The organism is Roseateles toxinivorans (assembly GCF_004362525.1).
Taxonomy (GTDB): domain Bacteria; phylum Pseudomonadota; class Gammaproteobacteria; order Burkholderiales; family Burkholderiaceae_C; genus Paucibacter; species Paucibacter toxinivorans.
In genome coordinates this window covers 186,906-213,231 of record NZ_SNXS01000005.1, presented here as the reverse complement: position 1 = coordinate 213,231, position 26,326 = coordinate 186,906, and the positions used below count along the sequence as shown (strand labels likewise).

21 protein-coding genes are annotated in these 26,326 nt (G+C 68.0%); 9 read left to right on the top strand and 12 right to left on the bottom strand.

Annotated elements, in window-relative coordinates; translation table 11 throughout:
- Positions 1–5: 5 nt before the first annotated feature.
- From DES47_RS19255 to DES47_RS19245, 3 genes are all read right to left on the bottom strand, one after another.
- Positions 6–2,741, bottom strand: a complete 2,736-nt coding sequence (locus DES47_RS19255; RefSeq protein WP_133702370.1) for an ATP-binding protein — start codon at positions 2,739–2,741, stop codon at positions 6–8.
- Between the two features lie 49 nt (positions 2,742–2,790).
- Positions 2,791–4,509, bottom strand: a complete 1,719-nt coding sequence (gene recJ / locus DES47_RS19250) for a single-stranded-DNA-specific exonuclease RecJ (RefSeq protein WP_133702369.1) — start codon at positions 4,507–4,509, stop codon at positions 2,791–2,793.
- Positions 4,510–4,579: 70 nt separating this feature from the next.
- On the bottom strand, positions 4,580–5,503 hold the full coding sequence (locus DES47_RS19245; protein WP_133702368.1) for a hypothetical protein: 924 nt from the start codon (positions 5,501–5,503) through the stop codon (positions 4,580–4,582).
- Between the two features lie 78 nt (positions 5,504–5,581).
- Between DES47_RS19245 and DES47_RS19240 the strand changes: the two genes are divergently transcribed.
- From DES47_RS19240 to sixA, 4 genes are read left to right on the top strand one after another with little or no spacing between them, the layout of a single operon-like run.
- On the top strand, positions 5,582–6,460 hold the full coding sequence (locus DES47_RS19240; protein ID WP_133702367.1) for a UDP-2,3-diacylglucosamine diphosphatase: 879 nt from the start codon (positions 5,582–5,584) through the stop codon (positions 6,458–6,460).
- Positions 6,457–7,584: a glycosyltransferase family 4 protein gene (locus DES47_RS19235; RefSeq protein ID WP_133702366.1), complete on the top strand. Its 1,128-nt coding sequence runs from the start codon at positions 6,457–6,459 to the stop codon at positions 7,582–7,584. Before DES47_RS19240 ends, DES47_RS19235 begins: the two co-directional genes overlap by 4 nt.
- A gap of 9 nt (positions 7,585–7,593) precedes the next feature.
- Complete coding sequence (gene ppk1 / locus DES47_RS19230; protein ID WP_133702365.1) at positions 7,594–9,654, top strand: polyphosphate kinase 1; 2,061 nt, start codon at positions 7,594–7,596, stop codon at positions 9,652–9,654.
- Positions 9,655–9,661: 7 nt separating this feature from the next.
- On the top strand, positions 9,662–10,123 hold the full coding sequence (sixA, locus tag DES47_RS19225) for a phosphohistidine phosphatase SixA (RefSeq protein ID WP_133702364.1): 462 nt from the start codon (positions 9,662–9,664) through the stop codon (positions 10,121–10,123).
- 66 nt (positions 10,124–10,189) lie between these two features.
- Here the strand turns inward: sixA and ppx are convergent, their stop codons facing one another.
- Positions 10,190–11,716, bottom strand: a complete 1,527-nt coding sequence (gene ppx / locus DES47_RS19220) for an exopolyphosphatase (protein ID WP_133702363.1) — start codon at positions 11,714–11,716, stop codon at positions 10,190–10,192.
- 102 nt (positions 11,717–11,818) lie between these two features.
- Here ppx and DES47_RS19215 point away from each other — a divergent pair, with 102 nt between their 5' ends.
- Together DES47_RS19215 and DES47_RS19210 are read left to right on the top strand one after the other, a co-directional pair.
- A complete protein-coding gene (locus tag DES47_RS19215; protein WP_133702362.1) occupies positions 11,819–12,667 on the top strand; it encodes a dienelactone hydrolase family protein in 849 nt (282 codons plus the stop codon).
- Positions 12,668–12,733: 66 nt separating this feature from the next.
- A complete protein-coding gene (locus DES47_RS19210) occupies positions 12,734–13,510 on the top strand; it encodes a ZIP family metal transporter (RefSeq protein WP_133702361.1) in 777 nt (258 codons plus the stop codon).
- Positions 13,511–13,590: 80 nt separating this feature from the next.
- Here the strand turns inward: DES47_RS19210 and DES47_RS19205 are convergent, their stop codons facing one another.
- The 5 genes from DES47_RS19205 to DES47_RS19185 all read right to left on the bottom strand — a co-directional run bounded on the left by DES47_RS19205 (position 13,591) and on the right by DES47_RS19185 (position 18,436).
- Entirely contained in the window at positions 13,591–14,025 is a 435-nt protein-coding gene (locus DES47_RS19205; RefSeq protein WP_133702360.1) for a universal stress protein, read from the bottom strand.
- Positions 14,026–14,134: 109 nt separating this feature from the next.
- Positions 14,135–14,995, bottom strand: a complete 861-nt coding sequence (locus DES47_RS19200; protein WP_133702359.1) for a sulfurtransferase — start codon at positions 14,993–14,995, stop codon at positions 14,135–14,137.
- Complete coding sequence (locus DES47_RS19195) at positions 14,992–15,885, bottom strand: DMT family transporter (RefSeq protein WP_166652075.1); 894 nt, start codon at positions 15,883–15,885, stop codon at positions 14,992–14,994. Before DES47_RS19195 ends, DES47_RS19200 begins: the two co-directional genes overlap by 4 nt.
- A 69-nt stretch (positions 15,886–15,954) precedes the next feature.
- The gene (locus tag DES47_RS19190; RefSeq protein WP_166652074.1) at positions 15,955–17,745 is read right to left on the bottom strand and encodes an EAL domain-containing protein; all 1,791 of its coding nucleotides are present in this window, start codon (positions 17,743–17,745) and stop codon (positions 15,955–15,957) included.
- A 76-nt stretch (positions 17,746–17,821) separates the two neighbouring features.
- Complete coding sequence (locus DES47_RS19185; protein ID WP_133702357.1) at positions 17,822–18,436, bottom strand: PEP-CTERM sorting domain-containing protein; 615 nt, start codon at positions 18,434–18,436, stop codon at positions 17,822–17,824.
- A 143-nt stretch (positions 18,437–18,579) separates the two neighbouring features.
- Here DES47_RS19185 and DES47_RS19180 point away from each other — a divergent pair, with 143 nt between their 5' ends.
- Entirely contained in the window at positions 18,580–21,906 is a 3,327-nt protein-coding gene (locus DES47_RS19180) for an adenylate/guanylate cyclase domain-containing protein (protein ID WP_166652073.1), read from the top strand.
- A 10-nt stretch (positions 21,907–21,916) separates the two neighbouring features.
- On the opposite strand, the gene DES47_RS19175 is transcribed toward DES47_RS19180, so the two are convergent.
- The 3 genes from DES47_RS19175 to DES47_RS19165 are packed head-to-tail and all read right to left on the bottom strand — an operon-like array spanning position 21,917 to position 24,614.
- Positions 21,917–23,014 carry a protein-glutamate methylesterase/protein-glutamine glutaminase gene (locus tag DES47_RS19175; RefSeq protein WP_133702355.1) on the bottom strand — a complete coding sequence of 366 codons (1,098 nt, stop codon included), beginning with the start codon at positions 23,012–23,014 and terminating at the stop codon, positions 21,917–21,919.
- Between the two features lie 17 nt (positions 23,015–23,031).
- Positions 23,032–23,712, bottom strand: coding sequence for a chemoreceptor glutamine deamidase CheD (gene cheD, locus DES47_RS19170; protein ID WP_133702354.1), 681 nt, complete (start codon positions 23,710–23,712; stop codon positions 23,032–23,034).
- 47 nt (positions 23,713–23,759) lie between these two features.
- On the bottom strand, positions 23,760–24,614 hold the full coding sequence (locus DES47_RS19165) for a CheR family methyltransferase (RefSeq protein WP_133702353.1): 855 nt from the start codon (positions 24,612–24,614) through the stop codon (positions 23,760–23,762).
- Between the two features lie 177 nt (positions 24,615–24,791).
- Here DES47_RS19165 and DES47_RS19160 point away from each other — a divergent pair, with 177 nt between their 5' ends.
- Entirely contained in the window at positions 24,792–25,517 is a 726-nt protein-coding gene (locus DES47_RS19160) for a GGDEF domain-containing protein (protein WP_341800636.1), read from the top strand.
- Complete coding sequence (locus DES47_RS19155; protein WP_133702352.1) at positions 25,514–26,314, top strand: MinD/ParA family protein; 801 nt, start codon at positions 25,514–25,516, stop codon at positions 26,312–26,314. Before DES47_RS19160 ends, DES47_RS19155 begins: the two co-directional genes overlap by 4 nt.
- Positions 26,315–26,326 lie beyond the last annotated feature (12 nt).

The window sequence follows — 26,326 nt, the reverse complement described above, 5'->3', positions numbered from 1 at the left end:
AACGATCAAGCCCCGCCAGCGCGCAGCAGCCGGCTGACGCCGGCCAGAAACGGCTCCAGGTCCAGCGGCTTGGTCCAGTAGTCGTCGGCGCCGGCCTGCAGGGCAGCCTGCACCTCGTCGGCCATGGCGCCAGCCGACAGCGCGACAATGGTCAGCCCGGCCGTATCGGCATCGGCGCGCAGCCGGCGCAGGACCTCCAGGCCGGTGATGTCCGGCAGATCGAGATCGAGCAGCAGCAGATCGGGTTGCTGGCTGGTCGCCAGCGCCAAGCCCTCGGCACCGTTGCAGGCCTGCAGCAGCTCGACGCCGGGCAGGCGGGCCAGCATCTGTTCGACCAGCAGCATATTGACCGCGTTGTCCTCGATGTAGAGCACGCGGCCGCTGGCCGGGGCCTGGTGTGGTGCAGGCAGGGCATCGAGCGCACCCGGCTCGGTGGTGCCGGAGCTGGTCCAGCCCGGCAGGCTCAGCCGCACCCGCGTGCCCCGGCCGGGCTGGCTGTCGATCCGGATCTCGCCCTGCATCAGCTGCATCAGCTGCCGCGTCAGCGCCAGACCCACGCCGCTGCCCTCGACCTTGCTGGCCTCGCGGCCCAGACGGTTGAACGGTTCGTACAGATGGGCCAGCTGCTCGGCACTCATGCCCAGGCCGGTATCGGTCACTTCGATCTCCACCATGCCCTGCTGCTGGCTGCAGCTCAGACTCACCTGACCATCGCGTCGGTTGTACTTGATGGCATTGCTCAGCACATTGATCAGGACCTGGCGCAGCCGTATCGGGTCGGCGCGCACCGTCAGCTCATCGCCCGGCGGCGGCGGGTGCAGATGGACGCCATGCTCGCTGGCCAGGGCCTCGGTCATGTCCAGGGCCTCATGTACCACCTGCAGCAGCGGCAGCCGCCGGGCATGCAGGCGCAGGTTGCCCGCTTCGATGCGCGCCACGTCCAGCACATCATTGACCAGGGCCAGCAGGTGCCAGCCGGCGCTCTGCACATGGGTCAACTGATCCAGCTCCTGCGGGCTCCGGCGGCTGCCCGCCGCCGTCATCAGCAGCTTGGTGAAACCCAGCACGGCGTTCAGCGGCGTGCGCAGCTCATGGCTCATGCGCGACAGAAAGGCGGTCTTGGCCTGGTTGGCGGCCACCGCGGCCTGCTGCTCCTCGCGTGCCTTCTCGGTCATGCGCCGCTCGGTCACGTCCAGGCTCATCGCCAGCATGCAGGTTTCACCGTGGTAGCTGATCAGCTCGGCGCTGAGCAGGCCCCACAGCAGGGGCCCGGCCCTGCCCCGCAGCTGCACCTCCAGATTGCTGACGCGGCCCTCGGCCTCCAGGCGCTCGTACAGGGCCTGGCGATAGGCCGGCAGCAGGCCAACATCCAGTTCCTGCATTGTGTGGCCAATCATCTGCTCGGCGCTCAGACCATAGCGCCTGGCGCCCAGCGAGTTGACATCCAGGACCCGCTTGCTCTGCATCGAGATGATCAGCGTGGCCACGGGCGAACGATGGAACAGCAGGCGGAACTGCTCGCGGTCACGCTCGGCATCCGCCAGTGCCGTCTGGCGGGCGCGCTCGCGGTCGATATCGTCCAGCGCATAGGACAGGTCACCGACCATTTCGTCCAGCAGCGCGAGCAGCGGGGCGTCGAAGAAGTTCGGTTCGCTGGCATAGACGGCCAGCACGCCGAAGACCTGCCCGCCGCGCCGGATCGGGAAGGCGGCCATCGCGCGCAGCCCGTTCTTCAGCGCGCGTTCGTGCCAATGCAGGGTGGCCAGGTCCTCCAGAAAGTCCTGGCAGACGGCGTGCTGCCCGCTGCGCCAGGCGGTGCCGGTGACGGAGCGCTGGGCCTCGTCGGTGCCGAGATCCCAGCGCTGGGGCAGACCGGCAAGAAAGCCGTCCTGTGCGCCAGCATGGGCCTGGCGCACCAGGTGGCCATCGTCCACCAGGCCGATGGCGCAGCAGCCGGCATGGCCGGTGTTCACGCAGATGCGGCAGATTTCGGCAAACAGCGTGGCTTCGTGACGCTCGCGCACGATGAGCTGGTTGGTCTGCGACAGGGCCATGTAGAAACGCTGCAGCCGTTCGCGCCGCTGCTCCTGCTCCCGGCCCTCCAGCCGATAGCGGGCGAACACGGTCCAACCCATGCCGGTGCCGGCCAGCCCGGTGATCAGCATCAGGGCGGCAATCACCCAGATCGCCTCGTCATAGGCGGCCCGGCTGGCCCGGTTCTCCTCTTCGGCCACTTTCAGCTGCAGGGTGATCAGCGCGTCGAGGCGCCCGGACAGCGGTTGCAGCGCCGCCGTCAGTCGCGCCTGGCTGAGCGAGGCCAGCGAGGCGGCGTCGCGGCGCTCCAGCAGTTCCAGCCAGGCTTGGATCTGGGTCTCGGCCTGGCGCATCAGCGGCTCGGTCTGGGCGATCAGGCGCAACTCGTCCTCGACCAGATAGGTCTTCAGGTAGCGCTGCCATTCGGTCTTGATGAGCTGTCGGGCCTGGGCGATGTCACGCATGGCCTGGCCCTGGCTCAGGCTGCCTTCGCGGGCGAGGGTCAGGGCATCGGCGATCTGCACGCGGTAGGCGTTATGTATCAGGCGCAGCTGCTGCAGCGGCAGGACGCGGTCCTGATAGACGGTGCTGATCGAGGCGGCGACCCCGCGCAGGCGCTGTAGGGCCAGATAGCCGGACAGGCCCATCAGCGCCAGCAGCACGACCAGCAACCAGGTCAATCGGGTCTTGAAACCGGGACTTCGCATCGCACCGCTTTCTCATGGCCAGATGCGTTTGTACCTCAGTTTTTGAGGCCTAAAGCATCGCCTCGACGACCATTTGCACGCGCTGCTGGCCGTTGTACTCGTCCAGGCTCAGGCGGTAGGCCAGCAGGCCCTGCTCGGCCACCGGTTCGATGTGGCCGAACCAGATTGCGTCACGCAGCACGCCCCCCTGGCGCACGCGCAGCTTCAGGTGTTTCTCGCCGACCAGGCGTTGCGAAACGATCTGCACCTGATCGCAGAACACCGGCGGCTCGAAGGCCTGGCCCCAGACCTGGGCGTCCAGCTGCTGCACCGTGGCGGGGGTGAACTGCTCGGGGGCCAGTGGCCCGTCGGTGCGCAGCGTGCGCTGCAGGCTGGCGGCGTCCAGCCACTCGGCGGCCACCTGCTGCAGCGCCCGGTCGAAGGTCTCGAAACCGTCCTCGGCCAGCGTGCAGCCGGCCGCCATCGCATGGCCGCCGAACTTCTTCAGCACCTCGGGGTGGCGCTTGCTGACCAGGTCCAGCGCGTCGCGCAGATGAAAGCCCGGGATCGAGCGGCCCGACCCTTTGAGCAGGCCGTCGGCGCCGATGGCGAATACAAAGGTCGGCCGGTGCACCCGGTCCTTCAGCCGCGAGGCGACGATGCCGACCACACCCTCGTGGAAGTCGGGGCCGAAGATGCACAGGGCGGCCGGTGGTTCGCCCTCGGGCATCAGCGCCTCCAGCAAGTCCTCAGCCTGCTCGCGCATGCCGGCCTCGATATCGCGGCGCGCGCGGTTGATCTCGTCGAGCTGCTTGGCCAGCACCAGGGCGCGGGTCGGGTCGTCGCACAGCAGGCACTCGATGCCCACCGTCATGTCGCTCAGCCGGCCGGCGGCATTGATGCGCGGTCCCAGCGAGAAACCGAGGTCAAAGCCGCTGGCGCGACTGGCGTCGCGCCCTGCGGCGGTGAACAGGGCCGCCACGCCCGGCTGCATGCGGCCAGCGCGCATGCGCTTGAGCCCCTGGGCCACCAGGCGGCGGTTGTTGGCGTCCAGCTTGACCACATCGGCCACCGTGCCCAGGGCCACCAGGTCGAGCAGGCTATCCAGCCTGGGCTGATTGCTGGCATCAAAGCGGCCGCGGGTGCGCAGCTCCGAGCGCAGGGCCAGCAGCACATAGAAGGCCACGCCCACCCCGGCCAGGTTCTTGCTCTCGAAGGGGCAACCGGGCTGGTTCGGATTGACGATGGTGGTGTCGGGCAGCTCGATGCGCTCGTTGACCAGGGCCGGCAGATGATGGTCGGTGACCAGCACCTGGATCCCCAGGCTCTGGGCATGGGCCACGCCGGCCATGCTGGCAATGCCGTTGTCCACCGTCACCAGCAGCCTGGGCGCCTGGGCCAGGGCCAGCTCGACGATGGCCGGGGTCAGGCCGTAACCATGGATGGCGCGGTCGGGCACCACATAGCTGAGTGTCTCGGGCCGCGCGCCCAGCAGGCGCAGCCCGCGCAGGGCCACGGCGCAGGCGGTGGCGCCGTCGCAGTCATAGTCGGCGACGATGCAGATGCGCTCGTTCCTCTCTATGGTGTCGGCCAGCAGCCGTGCGGCCTCGGCAATGCCCTTCAGCCCGTCGGGTGGCAGCAGCCGGTTCAGCGCATCGTCCAGCTCGTCGCTGGAGCGCACACCGCGGGCGGCGAACAACCGGGCCAGCAGGGGCGAGACGCCGGCCTGCTCCAGCGCCCAGACGGCGCGGGGCGGCACGTCGCGTGTCACCAACTGGGGGCTGCTCATGTGGGCACCCTACGCACTGCGTGCGATCCCGCCAAGCGGGAGTTCGCCCCTTCGGACGGCCGCGCGGAGCTCACAAGGCCTCCAGCACGGGTGCGGTGGCAACCGGCGGGTTCCACAGCCGCTTCCACCAGGGCCGCGGCTGCCGGCTCCAGCTGCGCGCCTGGCGCTCGCCGCACAGGGTCAGGCGCACGTCCTGGCCCTGCTCGGCGGCGCGCAGCAGGTCCTGGACCGGGCCGGCGTCCAGCGCGATCCAGGCCTCGGCCCAGGCGGCCCAGTCCCCGGCCAACAGCGGTGCGCGCAGGCGCCAGTCGGTCTGCAGATCCGCATCGGCCTGCACGGCCTGGGCCGGGCCGCAGCCGCTGATCCAGACCGAGTTGACCGGCAACAGGCCTTTGGCCTCGCGGGCCTCGTTCAAGGGATGGTTGTGCAGCAGCATCTGCACCTCGTTCTGCAGGGTGCGCAGGCGGCGGGGCTCGGGCATCCAGGGATCGACACCCCGGCCCATCACCCGGTCCAGGCTGGCGCCGGGCAGGCCGCGCAGCGATTCGTGGGCCACATACCAGCGCAGCGGCGCGCCCCAGGCGCTCGCCCAGCCTTCGCTGGCGGGGAACAGTTCGGCCAGCGACTCGAACAGCGCGCGCGAGGTGGTCGGGTCGAGGCTCAGGGTGGCGGTGTCCAGCGCGCTGATCTGGTCGCTGCCTACAGCCAAGTGCAGCGGCGTCAGCTCGGCCCAGCAGAGTTCGCTGGTGACGATGCCATCGGCCTGGGCATGGCGGGCAGCAAAGGGCAGGCAGCCATCGGCGCCGCTCCAGCCCCAGGCCTGGGCCAGCGCCCGCTCATGTGGTGGGGTCAGGCTGTATTCGTCGCTGTCCAGCAGGGGCTCCTCGGGCGTCAGCAGGCTCAGGGCCCGGGCGAGCCGGGGCAGGGCCAGGTCCTTCAGGGTATGGGTGGCGTTGTCGCCCAGGGCGCTGGCAAACGGAATCAACAGGTGCATGGGCGCATTATCGAGTGTCACCGTTTGTTCACGCCCCGGTCACGGGCGGGACATGGCCCGGCGTGAAGCTGTCGGCTCATGAAACCAGCAGACGGCTTTCTGAATGCCTTGACGGGCGGGGCGCCCGCCGGAGGGGGTGACGACAGCGACGACGGAGCCGGCGAGCTGCGCTACCGCAGCGTCTGGATCTCCGACATCCACCTCGGCACACCCGGTTGCCAGGCCCATGCGCTGCTGGACTTTCTGCGCCGGGTCGAGAGCGAGCATCTGTTCCTCGTCGGCGACATCATCGACGGCTGGCAGCTGCGCCGCAGCTGGTACTGGCCGCAGGCCCACAACGACGTGGTGCAAAAGCTCCTGCGCAAGGCCCGCAAGGGCACCAAGGTGGTGTTCATTCCCGGCAACCACGACGAGTTCGCGCGCAAATACCTGCAGCACAACTTCGGCGGCGTCGAGGTGGCCGAGGACTGGATCCATGAGACGGCCGACGGCCGCAAGCTCTGGATCACCCACGGCGACCTGTTCGACGGCGTGATCCAGTGCGCCAAATGGCTGGCCCATCTGGGCGACACGGCCTACGAGTTCACCCTGAAGCTGAACCGTCATCTGAACTCGCTGCGCGCCAGGATGGGCCTGCCCTACTGGAGCCTGTCCAAGTATCTGAAGCTCAAGGTCAAGCGGGCGGTCAGCTATGTCGGCGACTTCGAGTCCGCGGTCGCCCGCGAGGCGCGCAACCGCGGCGTGCAGGGCGTCGTCTGCGGCCATATCCACCATGCCGAGCTTCGCGACATCGACGGCATTCTCTATGCCAATGACGGCGACTGGGTCGAGAGCCTGACCGCCCTGGTCGAGCATGCCGACGGCCGGCTGGAGATTCTCGACTGGTCCAGCCGGGCGCTGCAGGCGCGGCAGACCCAGCTCGGCACAGCCATCCAACCCGTCGGGAGCCCCGCATGAAACTGGTTCTGATCACCGATGCCTGGGGGCCCCAGGTGAATGGCGTGGTCACCACCCTGGTCGAGCTGGTGGACGGCATGCGCGCCCGTGGCCACGAGGTGGTGCTGATCGAGCCCTCGCAGTTCAGGCGCATGCCCTGCCCGGGCTACCGCGAGATCGAGCTGGCGTTGCGGCCCTGGGGCAAGGTGAAGGCCATGCTTGATGAGGCCTTCGAGGCGTCGCCGGGCCGCCCCAAGACGCCTCGCTCCCCCTCGGGGGGGTGGGCGTCGCGCAGCGGCGACCTTGGGGGCCATCAGGAAGTTGCGATCCATATTGCCACCGAAGGCCCGCTGGGCACCGCCGCCCGCCGCTGGTGCCTGAAGAACAACAGGGCCTTCACGACCGCTTTCCACACCCGCTTCCCGGACATTCTGTCCAGCGCGCTGCACATCCCCGAGTCCTGGGGCTATTGGTGGTTCAAGCGTTTCCATGCCCCCTCGTCCGGTGTGATGGTGCCCACCGAGGGCATGCGGCAGATCCTGCAGCACCATGGCTTCACGAATCTGCGCAGCTGGTCGCATGGCGTGGACCTTGAGCTGTTCAAACCGGTGGCCGGGGCCAGCCTGGACCTGCCCGGTCCGGTATGGCTCTATGTGGGGCGGGTTTCCTACGAGAAGAATCTGCAGGCCTTTCTGAACCTGGACCTGCCGGGCTCCAAGGTCGTCTATGGCGTGGGCCCCCTGCTTGAAAAATTCCGGCGCGAGCACCCGCAGGTGCATTGGCGCGGCGTGGTGCCGCGCAGCGAGCTGCCGCGGATCTACAGCGCCGCCGACGTGTTCGTCTTTCCCAGCCGCAGCGAAACCTTCGGCCTGGTGATGCTGGAGGCACTGGCCTGCGGCACCCCGGTGGCGGCCTATCCGGTGGCGGGGCCGCTGGACGTGCTGGGCGAGTCGGACGGCGGCGTGCTCGATGCCGATCTGCGCCGGGCCGCGCTAGCCGCGCTGCACATCACGCCCGAGCGGGCGCTGGCCCGCGCACATCAGTTCGATTGGCACGCCGTGGTCAACCAGTTCATCGGCCTGCTGGTGCCGGCCGGGCCGGCGGCGGTCACGCACTGTCATGAAACTGTCGCAAGTCGGTCATAAACTGGCCGAATGACGCAAATCAGAACGCACGCCCCTGTGCGCCTGCTCAGCCGTGAGCAGGCCATGCTGGAATTCAATCGCAGGGTCTTGCTGCAGGCGCGGCGCGCCGATGTACCGCTGCTCGAGCGGCTGCGCTACATCTGCATCGTCTCGTCGAATATGGACGAGTTCTTCGAGGTGCGATTTGCCGACATGCTGGACGCCGCCCGCGAGAGCGGCAGCGGCATCAGCACCCAGGATGTGCTGCGCGTGGCCCAGGAGGCCCATGGACTGATCGACGAGAAGTACGCCGCCTTCAACGAGCAGGTGATGCCGGCCCTGAAGGAGCAGGGCATCCTGGTGCTCAATCATGCCGACCGCAACGAGGCGCAGACGCGCTGGGTGGACACCTTCTTCAAGCGCCAGGTGCGGCCGCTGCTGGTGCCGGTGGGCCTCGACCCGGCGCACCCGTTTCCGCAGGTGGCCAACAAGTCGCTGAACTTCATTGTCAAGCTCGGCGGCAAGGACGCCTTCGGTCGCGACAACTCGATCGCCATCGTCAAGGTGCCGCGCGTGCTGCCTCGGGTGATACGACTGCCCGCTGCCATCAGCGAGGGCACGCAGGCCTTTGTGCTGCTCAGCAGCGTGATCCGCTCGCATCTGGAGGAGCTATTCCAGGGCCGCGAGGTGGTGGCCTTCTCGCAGTTCCGCGTCACCCGTGACTCCGACCTCGATGTCGACGAGGAGGAGGTTGCCAACCTGCGCCAGGCCCTGCGCACCGGCCTGACCACGCGCCACTTCGGCCGCGCCATCCGCATCGAGGTGGTGAACAGCTGCCCACCCGAGCTGTCGGACTTTCTGCTGGAGCAGTTTGCCGTGCCCGAGGCGGCCCTGTACCGGGTCAACGGCCCGGTGAATCTGGTGCGGCTCAATGAGCTGATCGATCAGAGCGACGCGCCCGATCTGCGCTTCCCGCCCTATGAGCCGGCCTGGCCGCAGGACCGGCTGCCGCGATCACGCTCGATCTTCGAGCAGCTCAGGCGCGGCGACGTGCTGCTTCATCACCCGTTCGAGAGCTTCGAGCCGGTGGTGCAGTTCCTGCGCGAGGCCGTCGAAGACCCGGACGTGCTGGCCATCAAGCAGACGATTTACCGCACCGGCGCCAAGTCCGTGCTGATGGACCTGCTGATCGAGGCGGCCCGCAGGGGTAAGGAAGTGCTGGCCGTGGTGGAGCTGAAGGCACGCTTCGACGAGGAGGCCAATATCAACTGGGCCGAGCGGCTGGAGGCGGTCGGTGCGCAGGTGGTGTATGGCATCGTCGGCCTCAAGACCCATGCCAAGATGATGCTGATCACCCGCCGCGAGGGCTCGCGGCTGCGCCGCTATGTGCATCTTTCGACCGGCAACTACAACCCCAAGACGGCGCGGCTGTACACCGACATCGGCTACCTGACCGCCTCGCCGGAGCTGACGGCCGATGCCGACACGGTGTTCCGCCAACTCGCCTCGCTGAGCAAGGTCAAGCCGCCGCGGCATCTGATGATGGCGCCGTTCAGCCTGCACAAGCGCATGGTGCGGCACCTCGAACAGGTGGCCGAGGCCGCTCGGGCCGGCCTGCCGGCGCGGGTGGTGGTGAAGATCAATGCGCTGACCGATGTGCTCTTGATCGAGGCCCTGATCGAGGCCGGCAAGGCCGGCGCCAGCATCGACCTGATCGTGCGTGGTGCCTGCATGCTGCCGCCGGGCATACCGGGCTACAGCGACAACATCCGCGTGCGCTCGGTGGTGGGACGCTTTCTGGAGCACACACGGGTGATCTATGTCCGCTGGGGCAACGCCGAGAGCGACGAGGCGCTGTATCTGTCCAGCGCCGACTGGATGAGCCGCAATATGTTCCGCCGCATCGAGATCGCCTGGCCGGTGACCGACGCCAGGCTGCGCCAGCGTGTCATCGACGAATGCCTGGTGCCTTATCTGCATGATGGCCAGGATGCCTGGAGCCTCAAGCCCGACGGTCACTACGAACATGTGTCCGGGCAGGGGCACAGCGCCCAGCGGGCGCTGATGCACAAATTCAGCCGCGAGGAATGATGCCGCGATGGACCTGATTCTGTGGCGACATGCCGAGGCCGAGGTCCGCCGTGAGGGTCAGGACGAGCTTGATCGCGCGCTGACGCCAAAGGGCGAGCGCCAGGCCCAGCGCATGGCGGCCTGGTTGAACCGGCACCTGGCGGAGTCCACCCGCGTGCTCGTCAGTCCGGCCCTGCGCTGTCAGCAGACGGCCGCGCATCTGGGCCGCAGTTTTCGCACCGTGCCGGGTCTTGCCCCGGCCGGCGGTGTTGATGACCTGCTGCGTCTGGCCCGCTGGCCCCAGGCCAACGAGCCGGTGCTGGTGATAGGGCATCAGCCGACGCTGGGCCTGGTCTGCGCGCAGCTGCTCAGCGGCCAGGAGCAGGCCTGGCACGTCAAGAAGGCGGCGGTCTGGTGGCTGCGCCAGCGCGAGCGCGAGGGTGTGTCCGGGGTGTTCCTGCAGGCGGTGCAGGCGGTGGATGGGCTCTAGACGTGGCCCCGGATTGCATCCGGGCCACGGTGGATTGGTAGCCCGGATGCAATCCGGGGCCAGACATCAAGCCTTCAGCGTCAACTCCAGCAGCCCGCTGCGCGCCCAGGCCTGCAACTCCTCCTGCAGCAGATAGACGGTGCGCGGATGCCGGGCGGCCCAGCCGGGTGCCATCTGCAACTCCACCGCCTGATCACGGCGCTGCAGCCGCATGGCCGCCTTGTCGAGGCGGTCGCGCGCATGGGCCTTGATGACGGCCAGGCGCAGGCTCAGCAGCTGCCAGATGAAGCCGCTGTCGGCCAGCCGCGTGTCCAGCTTCTTAAGGCCACCGCGCTGGCCCAGCACCAGGTCGCTGATCAGGCGCAGCTGGCTTTGCGAGAAGCCCGGCGCATCGACGTGCGCCAGCAGATAGGCGCTGTGGCGATGGTGATCGTGGTGCGAGACCATCATGCCGATTTCGTGCAGCGCCGCGGCCCAGCCGAGCTCGCGCCGCGATTCCGGCTCGGCCTCGGGCACCAACTGCCGGTACAGCGCCAGCGCCTGCTGCTGCACGCGCCGGGCCTGGGCCAGATCGACATCGAAGCGCTGCTGCAAGCCCTTCACCGAAGGCTCGCGGATATCACCGACCCGGACCTTGCGGCCGCTCTCCGCGGTCTCCAGGCGTTCGGCCAGGTCGAAGATCACACCCTGGCGCAAGGCGCCCTTGGCGGGCAGCAACTCGTCGATGCCGAACTGCATCACCAGTGTGTAGAGAATGCACAGGCCACCGGCGACGACGGCGCGGCGGTCTTCCTTCAGGCCGGGGAGCTTGATGCGGTCCACATGACCTGCGGCCAGGCATTGCTCGATGCACCAGCGCAGCGCTGCCGGCGTGATGCGACCATCGGTGATGCCGCTGGCGGCGAGCAGCTGCGAAACCGCGCCGACGGTGCCCGACGAGCCAAGCGCCTCACGCCACAGGCCAGGCGCAAAGGGCTGCAGCGCCTCTTCCAGCTCGGCCCCGCAGGCCACCTGGGCGGCGCGAAAGGCCTCGGCGCTGAACTTGCCGTCCGGGAAGAAACGCATCGACAGGCTGACACTGCCGACCTGGAAGGACTCGGCGGTGATCGGCCGCCGACCCCGGCCGAGGATCATCTCGGTCGAGCGGCCGCCGATATCGATCACCAGCCGCGGCAGCTCGGACGGCTGCAGCCGCGCGACGCCGGCATAGATCAGGCGGGCCTCCTCGCGGCCCGAGATCACCTCCACGGGATGACCCAGCACCGTGCGGGCGCGCTGCAGAAAGGCATCGCGGTTGCGGGCTTCGCGCAGGGTCTGGGTGGCCACCGCGCGCACCTGCTGAGGCACAAAGCCGTCCAGGCGCTGGGCAAAGCGCTGCAGGCAGTCGAGGCCGCGCTGGGCTGCGGCCTCGGTGAGCATCTTGTTGGCATCAAGCCCGGCGCCCAGGCGCACGGTCTCCTTCAGATAGGCGATGCGGCGGTAGCGGCCCTGCTCCAGCTGGGCAATCTCCAGCCGGAAGCTGTTGGAGCCCATGTCGATGGCGGCGAGCTGCCCCGCAGCAAGGCGGGACGGGGATGGTTTGGATTCAGGCATGAGTGCCGGCATTGTCGCGGCAAATCATGACGCCAAGCCCGCCACACCACGAGGTTTTGCAGCGGCCCCTAGAATCCTGCAGCTTATCAAAGGACACATGCCATGGCAGAACTCGACCTGAACCGCCGCGACTTCGTGCGCGCCGCCGTGGGCAGCGGTTTTGCCGCCGCCGTGCTGCCGGTGACGGCACAGACCGTCGTCAAGACCGACAGCGCAGGCTTGCGTGTCGGCGAGGTCACGATTCCGTTGGGCGACTTCAAGATGCCCGCCTACCGGGCCATGCCCGAGGGCGGTCGCAATCTGCCGGTGATCCTGCTGGTCAGCGAGATCTTTGGCGTCCATGAGTACATTGCCGATGTTGCCCGCCGCCTGGCCAAGCAAGGCTATCTGGTGATCGCGCCCGAGTTGTTCGTGCGTCAGGGCGATGCCGGCGACTATGGCGAGATCGCCAAGCTGCTGGCTGAGGTCGTCAACAAGGTGCCCGATGCTCAGGTGATGGGTGATCTGGACGCCTGCGTGGCCTGGGCTAGGACCCAGGGCGGAGACACATCAAGGCTGGGCATCACCGGCTTCTGCTGGGGCGGGCGCATGACCTGGCTCTATGCCGCGCATAACCCGGGCGTGAAGGCGGGCGTGGCCTGGTATGGCCGCCTGGTCGGCGCCAGCACGCCGCTGACGCCCAAACACCCGGTCGATCTTGCGGCCGGGCTGCGTGGGCCGGTGCTGGGCCTCTATGGCGGGCAGGACGCCGGCATACCGCTTGACACGGTTGATAAGATGAAGGCCGCGCTAAGCCAGGGGAGCGCCTCGGCCAAGGCCTCGAGTTTTCATGTCTATGCCGAGGCGGGACACGCCTTCCATGCCGACTACCGCCCGACGTTCCTGAAGGGCCCGGCCGAGGACGGCTGGCAGCGCTGTCTGGCCTGGTTCAAGGCGCAGGGCGTCGCCTAGGCGAGCACTGCGACCCAGCCGCGCCAAAAGTGCGCGGTCTTGTTTTCTTTCATCCACTGGAATTGAATGACGCTGCTGTACATCGTGATCGCAACCTTGGCCGGCGGCCTGCTGTCGGTGCTGATCGCCGCCAGCCTGACGGTCAAACTGCTGGGCAAGCTGGTGCGCCACCTGGTCAGCCTTTCGGCCGGCCTGCTGCTGGCCACCGCCCTGTTGCATGTACTGCCCGAGGCCTTCGAGAGCAAGGCCGACACGCACCAGCTGTTCCTGACCCTGCTGGCCGGTCTGATGTTCTTCTTCCTGCTCGAGAAGGCCGAGCTTTACCGCCACAACCACCACCACGAGGGCGATGACCCTCACCACCACCACCACCATGGCTTCGACGCCGAGCAGGCGGGCCGGGGCGGCTGGAGCGTGCTGGTCGGTGACAGCATCCACAACTTCTGCGACGGCATCATCATCGCGGCGGCGTTTCTGGCCGACACGCATCTGGGCGTGGTCACCGCGCTGGCCATCATCGCGCACGAGATTCCCCAGGAGGTGGGCGACTACATCGTGCTGCTGAATGCCGGCTTCAGTCGCGCCAAGGCGTTGCTGTACAACGCCATTTCCGGCCTCTCGGCGGTGGTCGGCGGCGTGCTCGGCTACTTCATCGTCGGGCCCTGGGAGGCGCTGTTTCCCTATCTGCTGGTGGCTGCCTCAAGCAGCTTCATCTATGTGGCCGTGGCCGATCTGATACCGCAGCTGCAGCGCCGCCTGCCCTGGCGCGAGACAGCGTCTCAGCTGGCCTGGCTGGCGGTGGGGATGGGTATCGTCGTTGTCGCGGTAGGGAGTGCACATTGACTGCGTAGCCCGGATGCAATCCGGGGTTTGCCGCTGAAGGGCCCCCGGATTGCATCCGGGCTACGAGACTGGGAAAAAACTCAGCGAACCACCAAGACAGGCGTCGTCGTGTGCGTCAGCACCTTCTGCGTCTCGCTGCCCAGCAGCAGGGCCTCGACGCCTCGGCGGCCGTGCGAGGCCATCACGATCAGGTCGGCATTGATCAGCTTGGCATGGTCGATGATGGCTTCCCAGGCGTGCAGGGCCTCGACCGTGTGGCCTTCGATAGGCACGCCAGCGGTCTCGGCTGCCTTCAGCACGGCGGCGATGCGGGCGCCGGCGATGCGTTCCTGGGCATCGAAGAACTCCTGGGGCGGGGTCGGCTGCATTTCCGAGATCGCGCTGTAGGGGAATGGCTCCTTGATGCTGATGGCGTAGAGCTTGGCGCCATGGACCTTGGCCACGCCGATGGCGGTCTGCACCGCCTTGGCCGTGATGTCGGAACCGTCGGTGGGAACGATGATGCGTTGGAACATGGTTTTCCTCCAGTTTGGGCCGCACCTGAAGACCTTCAGGCGTCGACGACAAGGTCAGTGTCGCGTGACATCTTCGGAGTCGCCTTGTTCCAAGTCAAGTCGGCCGACTTCAGCCTCTTGCCACCGGCCGGCTTGGGTCGGACGACCATTCGCTCCATGAACCCGGGTAGAGCTGTGAGCCGCCGAGGCCGGCAAATTCCATCGCCAGCAGGTTGTGACAGGCGGTGACGCCGGAACCGCATTGGTGCACGACCTCGGCCGGCGCGCGGGCGCCCAGCAGGGCGGTGAAGTCTTCGCGCAGTGCCGCGGCCGGCTTGAAACGGCCATCGGCCTGCAGGTTGTCCTTGAAGAAGCGGTTGCTGGCGCCGGGGATGTGGCCTGCCAGCTTGTCCAGCGGCTCGACCTCGCCACGGAAGCGCTCACCGGCGCGTGCGTCGATCAGCCGCACCCGACCCAGGCGGGCCAGCAGTGCATCGCCGTCCAGGCTGGGGGCCAGGCTTTCACCCAGCGGATAGGCGGCGCTGGCGTCAGGTGTTGCCGGCAGTGTCTGGCTCAGCGCGCCACCGGCGGCCGTCCAGGCTGGCAGGCCGCCATCGAGCACCGCCACCGCGCCGTGGCCTATCCAGCGCAGCATCCACCACAGCCGCGCCGCATACATGCCGCCCTGGCTGTCGTAAGTCACGACCTGGACCCCGGGCCTGACGCCCAGCCGTGCGGCGGTGGCGGCGAAGGCCTCGCGCGTGGGCAGCGGATGGCGGCCGTTGCGGCCGGTCTTGGCACCGCTCAGGTCGCGGTCCAGGTGGGCATAGTGCGCCCCAGGCAGATGGCCGGCCGCATAGGCCCGCTCGCCGACGGCCGGGTCGGCCAGATCAAAGCTGGCGTCGATGATCAGCAGCGGCGCGCCTGCGGCAAGCAGGTCCTGTAGCTGGGCGACGTTGATCAGGGCGGTGTAAGAAGCATTGGCGGTCATGATTCGAGCGTGGAGTGTTGGCTGTCGGCCGGCGTGCTGCGGCTGCGCAACAGGGTGGCGGCCAAGCCGGCCACGATGATGAGACACATGCCCAGCAGCGCCGAGGGGGTCAGCGCATCGCCGAACAGCAAGGCGCCGTAGAGGAATGAGAACACGATACCGAGGTATTGCAAACTGGCATTGACCAAGGTCTTGCCACGGCTGTAAGCGCGTGTCATCGACAGCTGGGCGGCCGTGGCCAGCAGGCCCACGGCCAGCAGCAGGGCGCTGCCGCGCAGGCTGTGGCCATGCCAGTCGCCGGTGGCCAGGGTGGTCAATGCGCCGGCCGCGATGCCACCCAGCGAGAAATAGAACACGATGCGGTACTCCGGCTCGCCGGCCCGGCCCAGCGAGGTGACCTGCAGATAGGCCAGCGCCGACAACATGCCCGACAGCAGGCCGGCCAGGCCGTACCAGAGCTGCTGTTCGTCCATCGTCGGCCGCAGCACCAGGGCGACGCCGCAAAAGCCCAGCAGCACTGCGGCAACCAGGCGCGGATCGACCCGGGCGCTGCCCATCAGGACACCGCCGCCGATCAGGAACAGCGCCATCCAGACCGAGGACATGTAGTTCAAGGTCATCGCCGTGGCCAGCGGCAGCTTGCCGATCGAATAGAACCACAGCGACAGGGCCAGCACGCCCGAGAGGCTGCGCCAGAAGTGCATGCCGGGCACGGCGGTGCGCAGGCTCTGGCCCTGCCAGCGGGACATCGCAGCGATGACCAGCACGCCGACCAGGCCGCGGTAGAAGACGATCTCGCCGGCGCCGTACTCATCGGAGGCGAGCTTGACGCAGACCCCCATGGTGGCGAACAGGAGGGTGGCAAGAACCATCAGTAGCGAGGCGGGCATGGCTGCGATTGTGGCCCGCCCCCGTGCCGCGGCGATGCGGCATGCGCACGGTTGTGCCCGTAGGCCCTGTCAGCCCTCCATCACATAGACCTTGTGCGCCCCATGCTTGGCTTCGCGCTTGGCGCTGGCTGCGGCACTGGCAACGTCCTCGCTGCGCGACAGCGTGCCCGAGCGAATGCGCACCGCGCCTATGCACAGCGTCGTGCAGGGGTGGAAGCGCATGTCGCCGTGGCGGTCCTCGGCCATGATGCCGCCGGCCTGCAGCGCCGCCTCGTCGAACAGCGACAGCGCCCTTTCATTGAAGCTGTTGACGATGGCCTCGCAGCGCGACTCCCAATCGCTGCTCTGGAACAGCACGACGAAGTCGTCGCCGCCGACATGGCCGACGAAGTCGCGCTGCGGGTCGCAGTGCAGGGCCAGCGCGCGGGCCACCAGGCGGATCATCTCGTCGCCCCGCCAGTAGCCGTAGTGGTCGTTGAAGGGCTTGAACTGGTTCAGGTCGGCATAGGCGGCAACGAACTCGCGGCCGCTGGCCAGCAGCCGGTCGATGTGCTGGCTGATCGGGATATTGCCGGGCAGGAAGGTCAGCGGGTTGGCATGGCGGGCCGCCTCGATGCGCGCCTCGGTGACCGAGCGCACCAGCTGCTGGCCGGTGCCCAGGCCCAGGTAGCAGCCGCCACGGGTGACGATGAAGCCTTCGCTGAGGTAGCGCTGGTCGGGCGAGGTCAGCACCGAGGTCAGCTCCTCGATACCGGTGTCGCCCTCGACGATCAGCGGCGCATGGTTGGCGAACAGGCTGCAGCTGTGGCGGCCGTACAGGTCGTTGAAGAAGGGCTTGGCCCAGCGCGCGATGAACTGGCTGCGGTCCACCAGGGCGATCGGGCGCTGCTCCTCGTCCACCAGGGCCAGCGCATGCAGGCGCTCGTCCTTGGAGAAGATGCGGTACAGCTGTTCGTTGGTGGTGGCCGTGCCGACGGTGGGCAGCTGCGCGCACAGATGCGCGGCCAGCACGCCCGAGCCGCTGGCACGCCGCAGTTCCGGCAGCACGGCGATGTCAGCGCTGGCCAGCACCTGCTGGGCGGCCTCGGGGGCGTGGGCCAGGCCCTCGGCCGCGGGCCGACCGAGCAGCCAGCCCTGGCCGTAGCTGATGCCCAGATCGCGCAGCACGCGCAGCTCGTCGGCCGATTCGATGCCCTCGGCGACCAGGCGCGAGCCCAGGGTCTCGGCCAGCTGCAGCAGCGCGCGGAAGGTCTGCAGCTTCTCCGGCTGGGCGTGAACGTTGCGGGTGAAGTACTTGTCTATCTTCACCAGGTCGGGCTGGATCTCGGACCACAGGCGCAGCGAGGAGCGGCCATCGCCGAAATCGTCCAGCGCGATGCCGACCTTGTGCTTGCGCAGCACGGCGATGGCGCGCTTGAGCGCATCCAGGTCGGGCACCCGCTCATGCTCGGTCAGCTCGATCAGCACATTCTCGGGCAGCACCCCGCAGCTGGAGAAGTGCAGCAGGGTGCGCTCCAGCCCCATGTCGTGGACGGCGCGGCTCAGCGCGTCGGCGCTCATGTTCACCAGCAGCTTGCCGGACAGGCCCTGCGGCCCCCAGTCGCGCAGCGCACGCATCGCGCAGCGTACCTCCAGCTCCACCGTCAGGCCCTCTGCGCGGCCGGCGGCAAACAGGGCATCCGGAAACTCCAGCGAACTGCCGGCCGGGCCACGTATCAAGGCCTCATGACCATAGACCGCGCCGCTGCCCAGGTGCACGATCGGTTGGAAGTGCGCGACCAGCTGGTCACGGGCGATCAGCTGCTGCAGGGCCGTGGCGGGCGTTTCGGCCTGGGGCCTGAGGGTGTGTAGGGTGCTCATGGGGGCATTCTTCAAAGCCCGCATGACACTCCCGTGACCCCGCCGTGACCCCCGGCCCTGCCATTCCCTCGAAGCGTCAAATGTTCACGCCACCGCCATGCCAGCGCCTGCGTCGCTGCAGGCCGATGGCAGCCAGGCCGGCCAGCATCAGCGCATAGCCATCAGGCTCGGGGACCTGGGCGGTGATGTGGGCGCCATAGTTGGCCGGCACCTCGCCAGGCAGCTGCATGCCATAGACGTCTATCCACAGGCAGCTCTTGACCGGGCAGGGCTTGGTGACCGAGAAGCCACCCGAGCCGATCGCCGTCTTGCCCTGGTCGGTGATCAGGAAGGGCAGGGTGGTGCGGCCGCCGCCGCCATCGAGAAAGCTCAGGCCGACATCGGTGAAGCTGACGCTGCCGAAGGCGAAGATCTCCTTTGCGACCAATTGGTAGTTGCCGGCAGGCATGTCGCTGACATCGATGTTCCAGGAGTCGAAGAAGGGCACCGGAGCGACGGCGTCCTGGGCAAAGGGCCCGGAGTCCACCGGATCGCCGCCCGCCGTGCCGCGACCGAAGCCGAACAGTATCAGCTCGAAGCCGGTGCCTGTCGTCGAGGCGACGAACTTGGCGGTGTTGTACTCGGCCGCGTGGGCGGCGGGAAGGCAGGCCAGGCCCAGCAGGACGGTGGCAGCAAGCGCTTTGAAGTTCATCTCGACTCCTGGCGGAGAACGTGGTCGATCAACTCATGCAGCCCAACGACAAGGCCTGTAGTATTCAGCGGGGGAACAGTAGCACAGCAGGGCCTCGAGAGCAAAGCAATGCACGGCCCCTGGCTCAGACGCGAGGCTCATGCATGACCGAACAAGAGCAGATCGAGGCTGGCATGGCGGCGCTTGAGGCGCAGCGCGGCACCCTCGGCGACGCGGTGGTGGACGTGGCCATCGCGGCCATGCGTACCCAGCTGCAGGGCCTGCTCAGATCGGTCGCGGCACCGGCGCAGCAGCTCAAGCAGGTGACGGTGATGTTCATCGATACGGTGGGCTCCACCGCGATGGGCCAGGGCCTGGACCCGGAGGACGTGCAGGCGGTGATCGACGGCGCGCTGGAGCGCTTCACGGCCATCGTCCAGCGCTTCTCGGGCCGGGTCCTGCAGTACGCGGGCGATGGCCTGCTGGCCGTGTTCGGTGCCGACGAGGCCCATGAGGACGACCCGGAGCGGGCCATCCGCGCCGGCCTTGAGGTGCTGGCCGAGGCGCAGCGCCATGCGACCCGGGTGGCCCGCGATCTGCGCGTGACAGGTTTTCAGGTGCGCGTGGGCATCAACACCGGCCCGGTGCTGCTGGGCGGTGGTGTCGATGCCGAGGGCACGATACGCGGTGCCACCGTCAACCTGGCCGCCCGCATGGAGCAGAGCGCCCCGCCCGGCGAGTTGCGCATCAGCCATGACAGCTACCGCCATGTGCGCGGCCTGTTCCGCGTCAGCGAGCAGCCGCCGCTGATCGTCAAGGGTTATGACCAGCCGCTGGCCACCTATCTGGTGCAGGGCGTGCAGCCGCGCGCCTTCCATACCGGCTCGCGCGGCATCGAGGGCCTGGAGGTGCGCATGGTGGCGCGCGAGGCCGAGATGGAGCTGCTGCAGGAGGCCTGGGGGGCGGTGGCGCGCAAGGCCGCCTTCAGCTCGGTGCTGGTGGTCGCCGAGGCGGGGCTTGGCAAGAGCCGGCTGTTGCAGGAGTTCGAGCGCTGGGTGGAAGACCAGGATCGGCCCGCCCTGGTGCTGCGCGGCCGTGCCGACCCGCGCGCCCAGAGCCATCCGTTCGGGCTCTTGCGCGACCTGCTGTGCCGCAGCCTGCAGATCAGCGAGGAGGACGATCCGGCCACCGCCCGCCGCAAATTCTGCGAAGGGCTGCTGCCCCGCTTTGACATGGGGGCGGAGGAGGGCGAGGCTCATGCCCATCTGCTGGGGCATCTGATCGGCCTGGACTTCTCGGGCAGTCCCCATCTGCGCGGCATTCTCGAAGACGGCCGGCAGATCCGCAACCGCGGCTTTCACGCGGTGGCGCAGATGCTGCGCATCGCCCATGCCCGCGACGGCCTGCCCAATCTGCTGCTGCTGGACGATCTGCACTGGGCCGATGACGGCTCGCTGGATTTCGTCGACTACCTGCTGCAGGTCAACCGAGATGTGCCGACGCTGATGCTGGGCCTGACCCGCCCGCTGCTGTTCGAGCGCCGGGCCGACTGGGCCGAGGGCGAGGCCACCCACCAGCGCATCGACCTGCAGCCGCTGGACAAGCGCGGCAGCCGCGAACTGGCCAATGTGCTGCTGCAGCGCCTGAACCCTGTGCCGCCGACCCTGCGCGAGCTGATCACCGGCGGCGCCGAGGGCAATCCCTTCTATATGGAGGAACTGCTGCGCATGCTGATCGACGAGGGCGCCATCGCGGTGCAAGGAGGGCGCTGGCATCTGCTGCCCGACAAGCTGCAGGCCGCCCAGGTACCACCGACGCTCACCGGCGTGTTGCAGGCGCGGCTGGACACGCTGGCTCCGCACGAGAAGCTGTCGCTGCAGCAGGCCGCGGTGATCGGCTTCGTGTTCTGGGACCAGGCGCTGGCCGCGCTCGACGCCCAGGCGCTGCAGCCGCTGGACGCGCAGATCCGGCGCGGCCTGGTGGTGCCCCACGACCGCGCGGCCTTCGAGGGCCAGAACGAATACGCGTTCAAGCACCAGATCCTGCACCAGGTCACCTATGACAGCCTGCTGCGCCGCAGCCGGCGCGAGTACCACGCCAAGGCGGCCGCCTGGCTGGTGCATCTGGGCGAGTCGGGGGCCAGCGGCCTGTCGCAGACCCTGGGCCCGGCGGCCGAGCACTTCGAACGGGCCGGCGATATGCGCAATGCGCTGAGCTACTTCGTCCGCGCCGCCGAGGACGCCGCCGCCCGCTATGCCAACGAGGCCATGCTGGGTTTCGTCGCCCGCGGCCTGGCGCTGGCACAAGGCGATGACCATGAGGCGCGCTGGCGGCTGCTGCGCCTGCGCGAACGCCTGCTGCAGACGCGCGAGGACCGCGCCGCCCACGAGGCCGACCTGCAGGCGCTGGCCGAGCTGGCCGAGCGGCTGGACGACGACCAGCGGCGCATCGAAGTCCTGCTGCGCCAGGCTTTTGTGCTGCGCGCGGCCGGTGATTTCGAGGCCGCCGAGCGCGCCGACCGGGCCGGCTTTGCGTTGGCCGCCGGGCTGCCCGAGGTGCCGCCGGCGCTGTTTCCCAGCCTGGCCACCACCCTGACCGGTCGAGGGGACTATGCCGGCGCCCGCGAGGTGTCCGAGCAGGGCCTGGCCCTGGCCCGGCGGCAGGGCGACCGCGTGGGCGAGAGCAAGCTGGTCAATGCGCTGGGCCTGATCGCGATGGAGCAGGGCGATCTGGCCACCGCCGCCGACTGCTTCGAGCGCGGCCTGCTGATGGTGCGCGAGGCCAGGGACCGCGGCGCCGAGGGTTTGCGGCTGAACAATCTGGGCTCGGTCTATCCCCGCCTGGGTGACTATGCCAAGGCGCGCCAGCATCTCGACCAGGGCCTGCGCCTGGCCCGTGCGCTGGGCCAGCGCGACACAGAGGCGGTGGTGCTGTTGAACACCGGCTCGGTGGCCCATCTGCAGGGCGACGACACCAGCGCCCTGGCCCACGCCAATGCGGCGCTGGAGGCGGCCGCCGCCAGCGGCCAGCGCGACCTGGAGGCCTATGCGCGCCTGGTCGCCGGCCATGCCGAGCTGGGGTTGGGGCGGCTGGAGGCCGCACAGACCGCCTACGCCGATTCACGCGACCGGCTGCTGCAGCTGAAGATGCGCGGCCAGCAGGTGCTCGATCCGGTCTCGGGCCTGGCCCGTGTGGCGCTGGCCCGGGGCCAGGTGGCCGAGGCCTTGCGGCAGGTCGAGCTGATCCTGGCTCACCTGGCCGGCGGCGGCAGCCTGGACGGTACCGAGGAGCCGCTGCTACTGCCACTGACCTGCTACCAGGTGCTGCTGGCAGCCGGCGACGTGCGCGCGCTGGAGGTGCTGGCGGCGGCCCATGCCGAATTGCAGGCCCAGGCCGCGCGCATCAGCGACGCCCGGGTGCGCCAGGGATTCCTGAGCAACGTGCCGCACAACCGCGAGATCGTGCGCGCCTGGGAAGCCTTGAATCGCTAGACGCGGTGTATCAGACGCGACTGAGTGCAATGCCCGAAGTGCTGCGCAGGCGATCGATCAGCCGCGGCGCGATCTGCTGCAGCGGCAAGACCTCGTCGGCCGCGCCGGCGTTGATGGCCTCGCGCGGCATGCCGAACACCACGCAGGTGGCCTCGTCCTGCACGAAGTTGTAGGAGCCGGCGTCCTTCATCACCTTCATCGCCTTGGCGCCGTCCGCGCCCATGCCGGTGAGCATGATGCCCAAGGCGTTGGGGCCGACGACGCGGGCCGCCGAGTGGAACAGCACCTCGACCGAGGGCTTGTGGCGGTTCACCGGCTCGCCGTCCTGCACCCGGGCGATGTAGTTGGCGCCCGAGCGCTCGACACTCAAGTGAAAGCCGCCCGGCGCGATGTAGCCATGACCGGGCAGGATGCGCTCGCCGTCCTGGGCTTCCTTGACGCGGATGCGGCACAGGCTGTCCAGCCGCGCCGCATAGCTCTTGGTGAAGCCTGGCGGCATGTGCTGGGTAATGACAACGGCCGGGCAGTCGGCCGGCAGATTGATCAGCACGTCCTTGGTCGCCTCGGTGCCACCGGTGGAGGCGCCAATGAAGATGATCTTCTCGGTCGAGAGGCGACCGATGCCGGCCATCGTCACCGGTTTGGCGGGTGCTGCCGGTGCACCGCCCGCGGTGGGGGCCGGCGCAGGGGCCGCGTGGCGACGGATGTGCGCCTTGGCGGCGATGCGTATCTTGTCGGTGATGTCGTCGGCCAGCTGGCGTATGCCATCGGCCACACCGATCTTGGGTTTGGCGACGAAATCGACCGCGCCCAGCTCCAGCGCCTTCATCGTCACCTCGGCGCCCCGCTCGGTCAAGGTGGAGACCATCACCACCGGCATCGGTCGCAGCCGCATCAGGCGCGACAGGAAGTCGATGCCGTCCATGCGCGGCATTTCCACGTCCAGCGTGATCACGTCGGGGTTGAGGTTGCGAATCATCTCGCGCGCGATCAGCGGGTCGCTGGCGGCGCCGACGCAAATCATGTCGGGCTGGCGGTTGATGATTTCGGTCAGGATGCTGCGCACCAGCGCCGAGTCGTCCACGACGACCACTGTGGTTTTGGCCATGCCGTTCTCTCCAACTTCTAGAACAGGTCCACCGAGCCACCCGCGACGACCGGCGCCACCTTCTGTGCGGCCAGCCTGTCTTGCTGGACCAGCGCATCGGTATTGGCCGGGGCGAGGCGTTTCACCATCGCCTTGCCGCTGTGGGGCAGAAAGCAGACCTTGCGGGGATAGATGTCGAGCACGTCCTTGGAGACGATGGGTATGCGCTCGGTCTTCAGATAGTCGATCACGAAGGCGGTGTTGCGCTCGCCGACGTTGATGGTGTTCATGCCGCCGATGACCGCGCCGCCGCCAAAGATCTTGGCTTCCATGGTCATGCGCGAGGCGCCGCGCTTCATCATCTCGTTGATCAGCAGTTCCATCGCGAACGAGCCGTAGCGGCCCGAGTCGCCGGCGCCCTCGGGCAGCATGAAGTGGTTCATGCCGCCGACCTTGGCATTGCGGTCCCAGATGCAGGCGGCGATGCAGGAGCCCAGGGTCGTCATGACCAGTATGTCTTCGCTGTCCACGAAGTATTCGCCGGGGAGAATCTTCACCGCCTCATTCTTGAAATGGGCGTCCCAGAAGAAGAAGGAGGCTTCGCCGGGCTTGCGGGCCTGGGATTTGAGCTTGGTCAGCCGTGGCGACCCCCCCAACGATGAGCTCGTGAAGGCGGCCGCGGCGGGACGAGCTGGGGAGTTGGACTGTGCGGATTCCATAGGCTTTGGCTTTTATCGGCAGCGTGGGGTGAGGCTTGATGGCCCGGTCACACGCGTTCGTAAATTGTTTTTCCGCGCAGGCGGAACAAGTCCCTGGATTCGGTGAAGTTCTCGGAATGGCCGACGAACAGCAGGCCACCGGGCTTCATCACCCGGTGGATGCGCTCCAGCACCTTGCGCTGGGTCGGCGCGTCAAAGTAGATCATCACATTGCGGCAGAACACGATCTGGAACGGGTCGCCCAAGGACCATTGCTGGTCCATCAGGTTCAGCGAGCGGAACTCGATCTTCTTGGCCAGCTCGGGCTTGATGCGGATCTGGCCCGAGTTGTTGCCGGTGCCGCGCATGAAGTGCTTGCGCAGCCGCTCGGGCGACAGGCCTCGCGCCTCGGCGCTGTAGACGCCGCGCCGCGCGGTGTTGAGCACATTGGTGTCGATATCGCTGGCGACGATCTGCGCCGTGGCATTCGTGCCCAGCGCCTCGGCCACCGTCATCGCGATCGAATAGGGCTCCTCGCCGGTGGAGGCCGCGCAGCACCAGATGCGCAGCGGCTTGCCGGCATGGGGCTTGAGGTCGTCCATCAGGCACTGGAAGTGGTGGTCCTCGCGAAAGAACGAGGTCAGGTTGGTGGTCAGGCAGTTGACGAACTCCTGCCATTCGCTGGCGCCCTGGGCGCCGCTTGCGTTCTCCAGCCACTGCAGATAGTCGCCGAAGCTGCGGTGGCCGGTCTCGCGCAGGCGCCTTGAGAGTCGGCTGTAGACCATCGCCTGCTTGCCCTCATGCAGGCTGATGCCGGCATGCTGATAGATCAGTTTGCGGACACGGTCGAAGTCATTGCGGTTGAAGGTGAACTCATTGTCGAGCCCGTCTTGCGTCGAGGCAGTGTTCAGCACAGCGGTCATGGCGGTCTTTTTTTTGAGCCCACAGCGAGCTTGATCGCTTCGGCGTTGAAGTGATGGAACGAGTCTGTTCCTTGTACTCCAAAAGTAAGCCAAGAACAGCACGGAGTTGGCCTCGCTATTCTTCGCTCCGTGACAAGCTTGCCTGCTAGACTCATTTGTACCCTGTCCGAGAGACCTTTGAAGCCGATTGACCCGCCACCGTTGATTGACGCCGCCGAGTTGCGTCTGGACTTGGCCCTGCAACTGCTGCAGCAGGCCGGTGCCAGCCTGCCGGACGCCGAGCCGCGCAGCGCAGCGTGGCTGCAAGGCGTGCTGGACGCGCTGTGCGATCTCTCCAGCCGCGATGCGTTGACCGGCCTGGTCAATCGCCGCTCGTTCGAGATGGCGCTTTCGCGCGAGGTGGACCGGGTCGCCCGCTCCGGCGAGTCGGCCCTGCTGCTGACCCTGGACATCGACCATTTCAAGGCCGTCAACGACACCTACGGACACGCCGCCGGCGACCTGGTGATACAGGCCGTGGCCGAGGCGGTGAACCGTGCTGTTCGGCCGATGGACACGGTGGCCCGCGTCGGCGGCGAAGAGTTTTCCATCATCCTGCCCAGCTGCCCCTTCACCTTCGGCCGCACGGTGGCCGAGCGGGTGCGGCAGATGGTGTCGGAATTGAATGTGCAGGTGGCGCCCGGCAAATCGCTGGCGGTGACCGTCAGCCTCGGCGGCGCCTTCGCCCCGCAATGGGTGCGCTCCTCGGCCCTGCTGTGGATGGAGCGGGCCGATCGCCAGCTCTACCGTGCCAAGGCCGAGGGTCGTAACCGCGCCTGTCTGGAGCCCCAGGCCGAATGCCTGGTCAGCGCCGAGGAAAAAGGCATGCTGTTCGCAGCCACGCAGTTTCAGGAAGTTGAATGAGCACGATCACTGCGACTGCCACCAAACCCGGCGCCCGGCGCGCCGTGGCCCGCACGCTGGCGGTGACCAGCGGCAAGGGGGGCGTGGGCAAGACCTTCGTCACCGCCAATCTGGCCGCGGCCCTGGCCGCACGCGGCGAGCGCGTACTGGTGCTGGACGCCGACCTGGGCCTGGCCAATCTGGATGTGGTGCTGAACCTGTACCCCAAGATCACCCTGCACGACGTCTTTACCGACAAGGCGACCCTGGAAGACGCGATCCTGCCCGCGCCCGGCGGTTTCTTCGTGCTGCTGGCCGGCTCCGGGCTGGTCGAGTACTCGCGGCTGACGCCCGAGGTGCGCGACAAGCTCTTGCAGATCATCGACCAGGTCAAGCCCCGTTTCGACTGGGTCTTGCTGGACACCGGCGCCGGCATCTCCGATGTGGTGCTCTTTGCCATCTCGCTGGCCGAGCAGGTGCTGGTCGTGGCCACGCCCGAGCCGACCTCGATGACCGATGCCTATGCCACCATCAAGGTGCTGGCCACGCAGCAGGAGCGCCGCCACATCGGCCTGCTGGTGAATCAGGTCCAGCAGCTCGGTGAGGGCAAGACGGTGCGCAACCAGCTGCAGCAGGTGGTGCAGCGCTTCGTCGACGTGGGCCTGCCCCAGCCGGTGAAGCTGGAGCTGCTGGGCGAGGTGCGCAGCGACAACGCGGTGCGCGAATCGGTACGTCGCCGCCAGCTGCTGATGGAGGTCTATCCGGGCTCCGAAGCGGCCCAGGCGATACGCGCCTTGGCAGCCAAGCTGTGCGAGTGATCTGCCCTCAGC

Excerpts from the sequence above, each read along its gene's own strand:
- DES47_RS19255 (WP_133702370.1), bottom strand. The coding sequence starts at position 2,741 with ATGCGAAGTCCCGGTTTCAAGACCCGATTGACCTGGTTGCTGGTCGTG.
- recJ (WP_133702369.1), bottom strand. The coding sequence starts at position 4,509 with ATGAGCAGCCCCCAGTTGGTGACACGCGACGTGCCGCCCCGCGCCGTC.
- DES47_RS19245 (WP_133702368.1), bottom strand. The coding sequence starts at position 5,503 with ATGCACCTGTTGATTCCGTTTGCCAGCGCCCTGGGCGACAACGCCACC.
- DES47_RS19240 (WP_133702367.1), top strand. The coding sequence starts at position 5,582 with ATGAAACCAGCAGACGGCTTTCTGAATGCCTTGACGGGCGGGGCGCCC.
- DES47_RS19235 (WP_133702366.1), top strand. The coding sequence starts at position 6,457 with ATGAAACTGGTTCTGATCACCGATGCCTGGGGGCCCCAGGTGAATGGC.
- ppk1 (WP_133702365.1), top strand. The coding sequence starts at position 7,594 with ATGACGCAAATCAGAACGCACGCCCCTGTGCGCCTGCTCAGCCGTGAG.
- sixA (WP_133702364.1), top strand. The coding sequence starts at position 9,662 with ATGGACCTGATTCTGTGGCGACATGCCGAGGCCGAGGTCCGCCGTGAG.
- ppx (WP_133702363.1), bottom strand. The coding sequence starts at position 11,716 with ATGCCTGAATCCAAACCATCCCCGTCCCGCCTTGCTGCGGGGCAGCTC.
- DES47_RS19215 (WP_133702362.1), top strand. The coding sequence starts at position 11,819 with ATGGCAGAACTCGACCTGAACCGCCGCGACTTCGTGCGCGCCGCCGTG.
- DES47_RS19210 (WP_133702361.1), top strand. The coding sequence starts at position 12,734 with ATGACGCTGCTGTACATCGTGATCGCAACCTTGGCCGGCGGCCTGCTG.
- DES47_RS19205 (WP_133702360.1), bottom strand. The coding sequence starts at position 14,025 with ATGTTCCAACGCATCATCGTTCCCACCGACGGTTCCGACATCACGGCC.
- DES47_RS19200 (WP_133702359.1), bottom strand. The coding sequence starts at position 14,995 with ATGACCGCCAATGCTTCTTACACCGCCCTGATCAACGTCGCCCAGCTA.
- DES47_RS19195 (WP_166652075.1), bottom strand. The coding sequence starts at position 15,885 with ATGCCCGCCTCGCTACTGATGGTTCTTGCCACCCTCCTGTTCGCCACC.
- DES47_RS19190 (WP_166652074.1), bottom strand. The coding sequence starts at position 17,745 with ATGAGCACCCTACACACCCTCAGGCCCCAGGCCGAAACGCCCGCCACG.
- DES47_RS19185 (WP_133702357.1), bottom strand. The coding sequence starts at position 18,436 with ATGAACTTCAAAGCGCTTGCTGCCACCGTCCTGCTGGGCCTGGCCTGC.
- DES47_RS19180 (WP_166652073.1), top strand. The coding sequence starts at position 18,580 with ATGACCGAACAAGAGCAGATCGAGGCTGGCATGGCGGCGCTTGAGGCG.
- DES47_RS19175 (WP_133702355.1), bottom strand. The coding sequence starts at position 23,014 with ATGGCCAAAACCACAGTGGTCGTCGTGGACGACTCGGCGCTGGTGCGC.
- cheD (WP_133702354.1), bottom strand. The coding sequence starts at position 23,712 with ATGGAATCCGCACAGTCCAACTCCCCAGCTCGTCCCGCCGCGGCCGCC.
- DES47_RS19165 (WP_133702353.1), bottom strand. The coding sequence starts at position 24,614 with ATGACCGCTGTGCTGAACACTGCCTCGACGCAAGACGGGCTCGACAAT.
- DES47_RS19155 (WP_133702352.1), top strand. The coding sequence starts at position 25,514 with ATGAGCACGATCACTGCGACTGCCACCAAACCCGGCGCCCGGCGCGCC.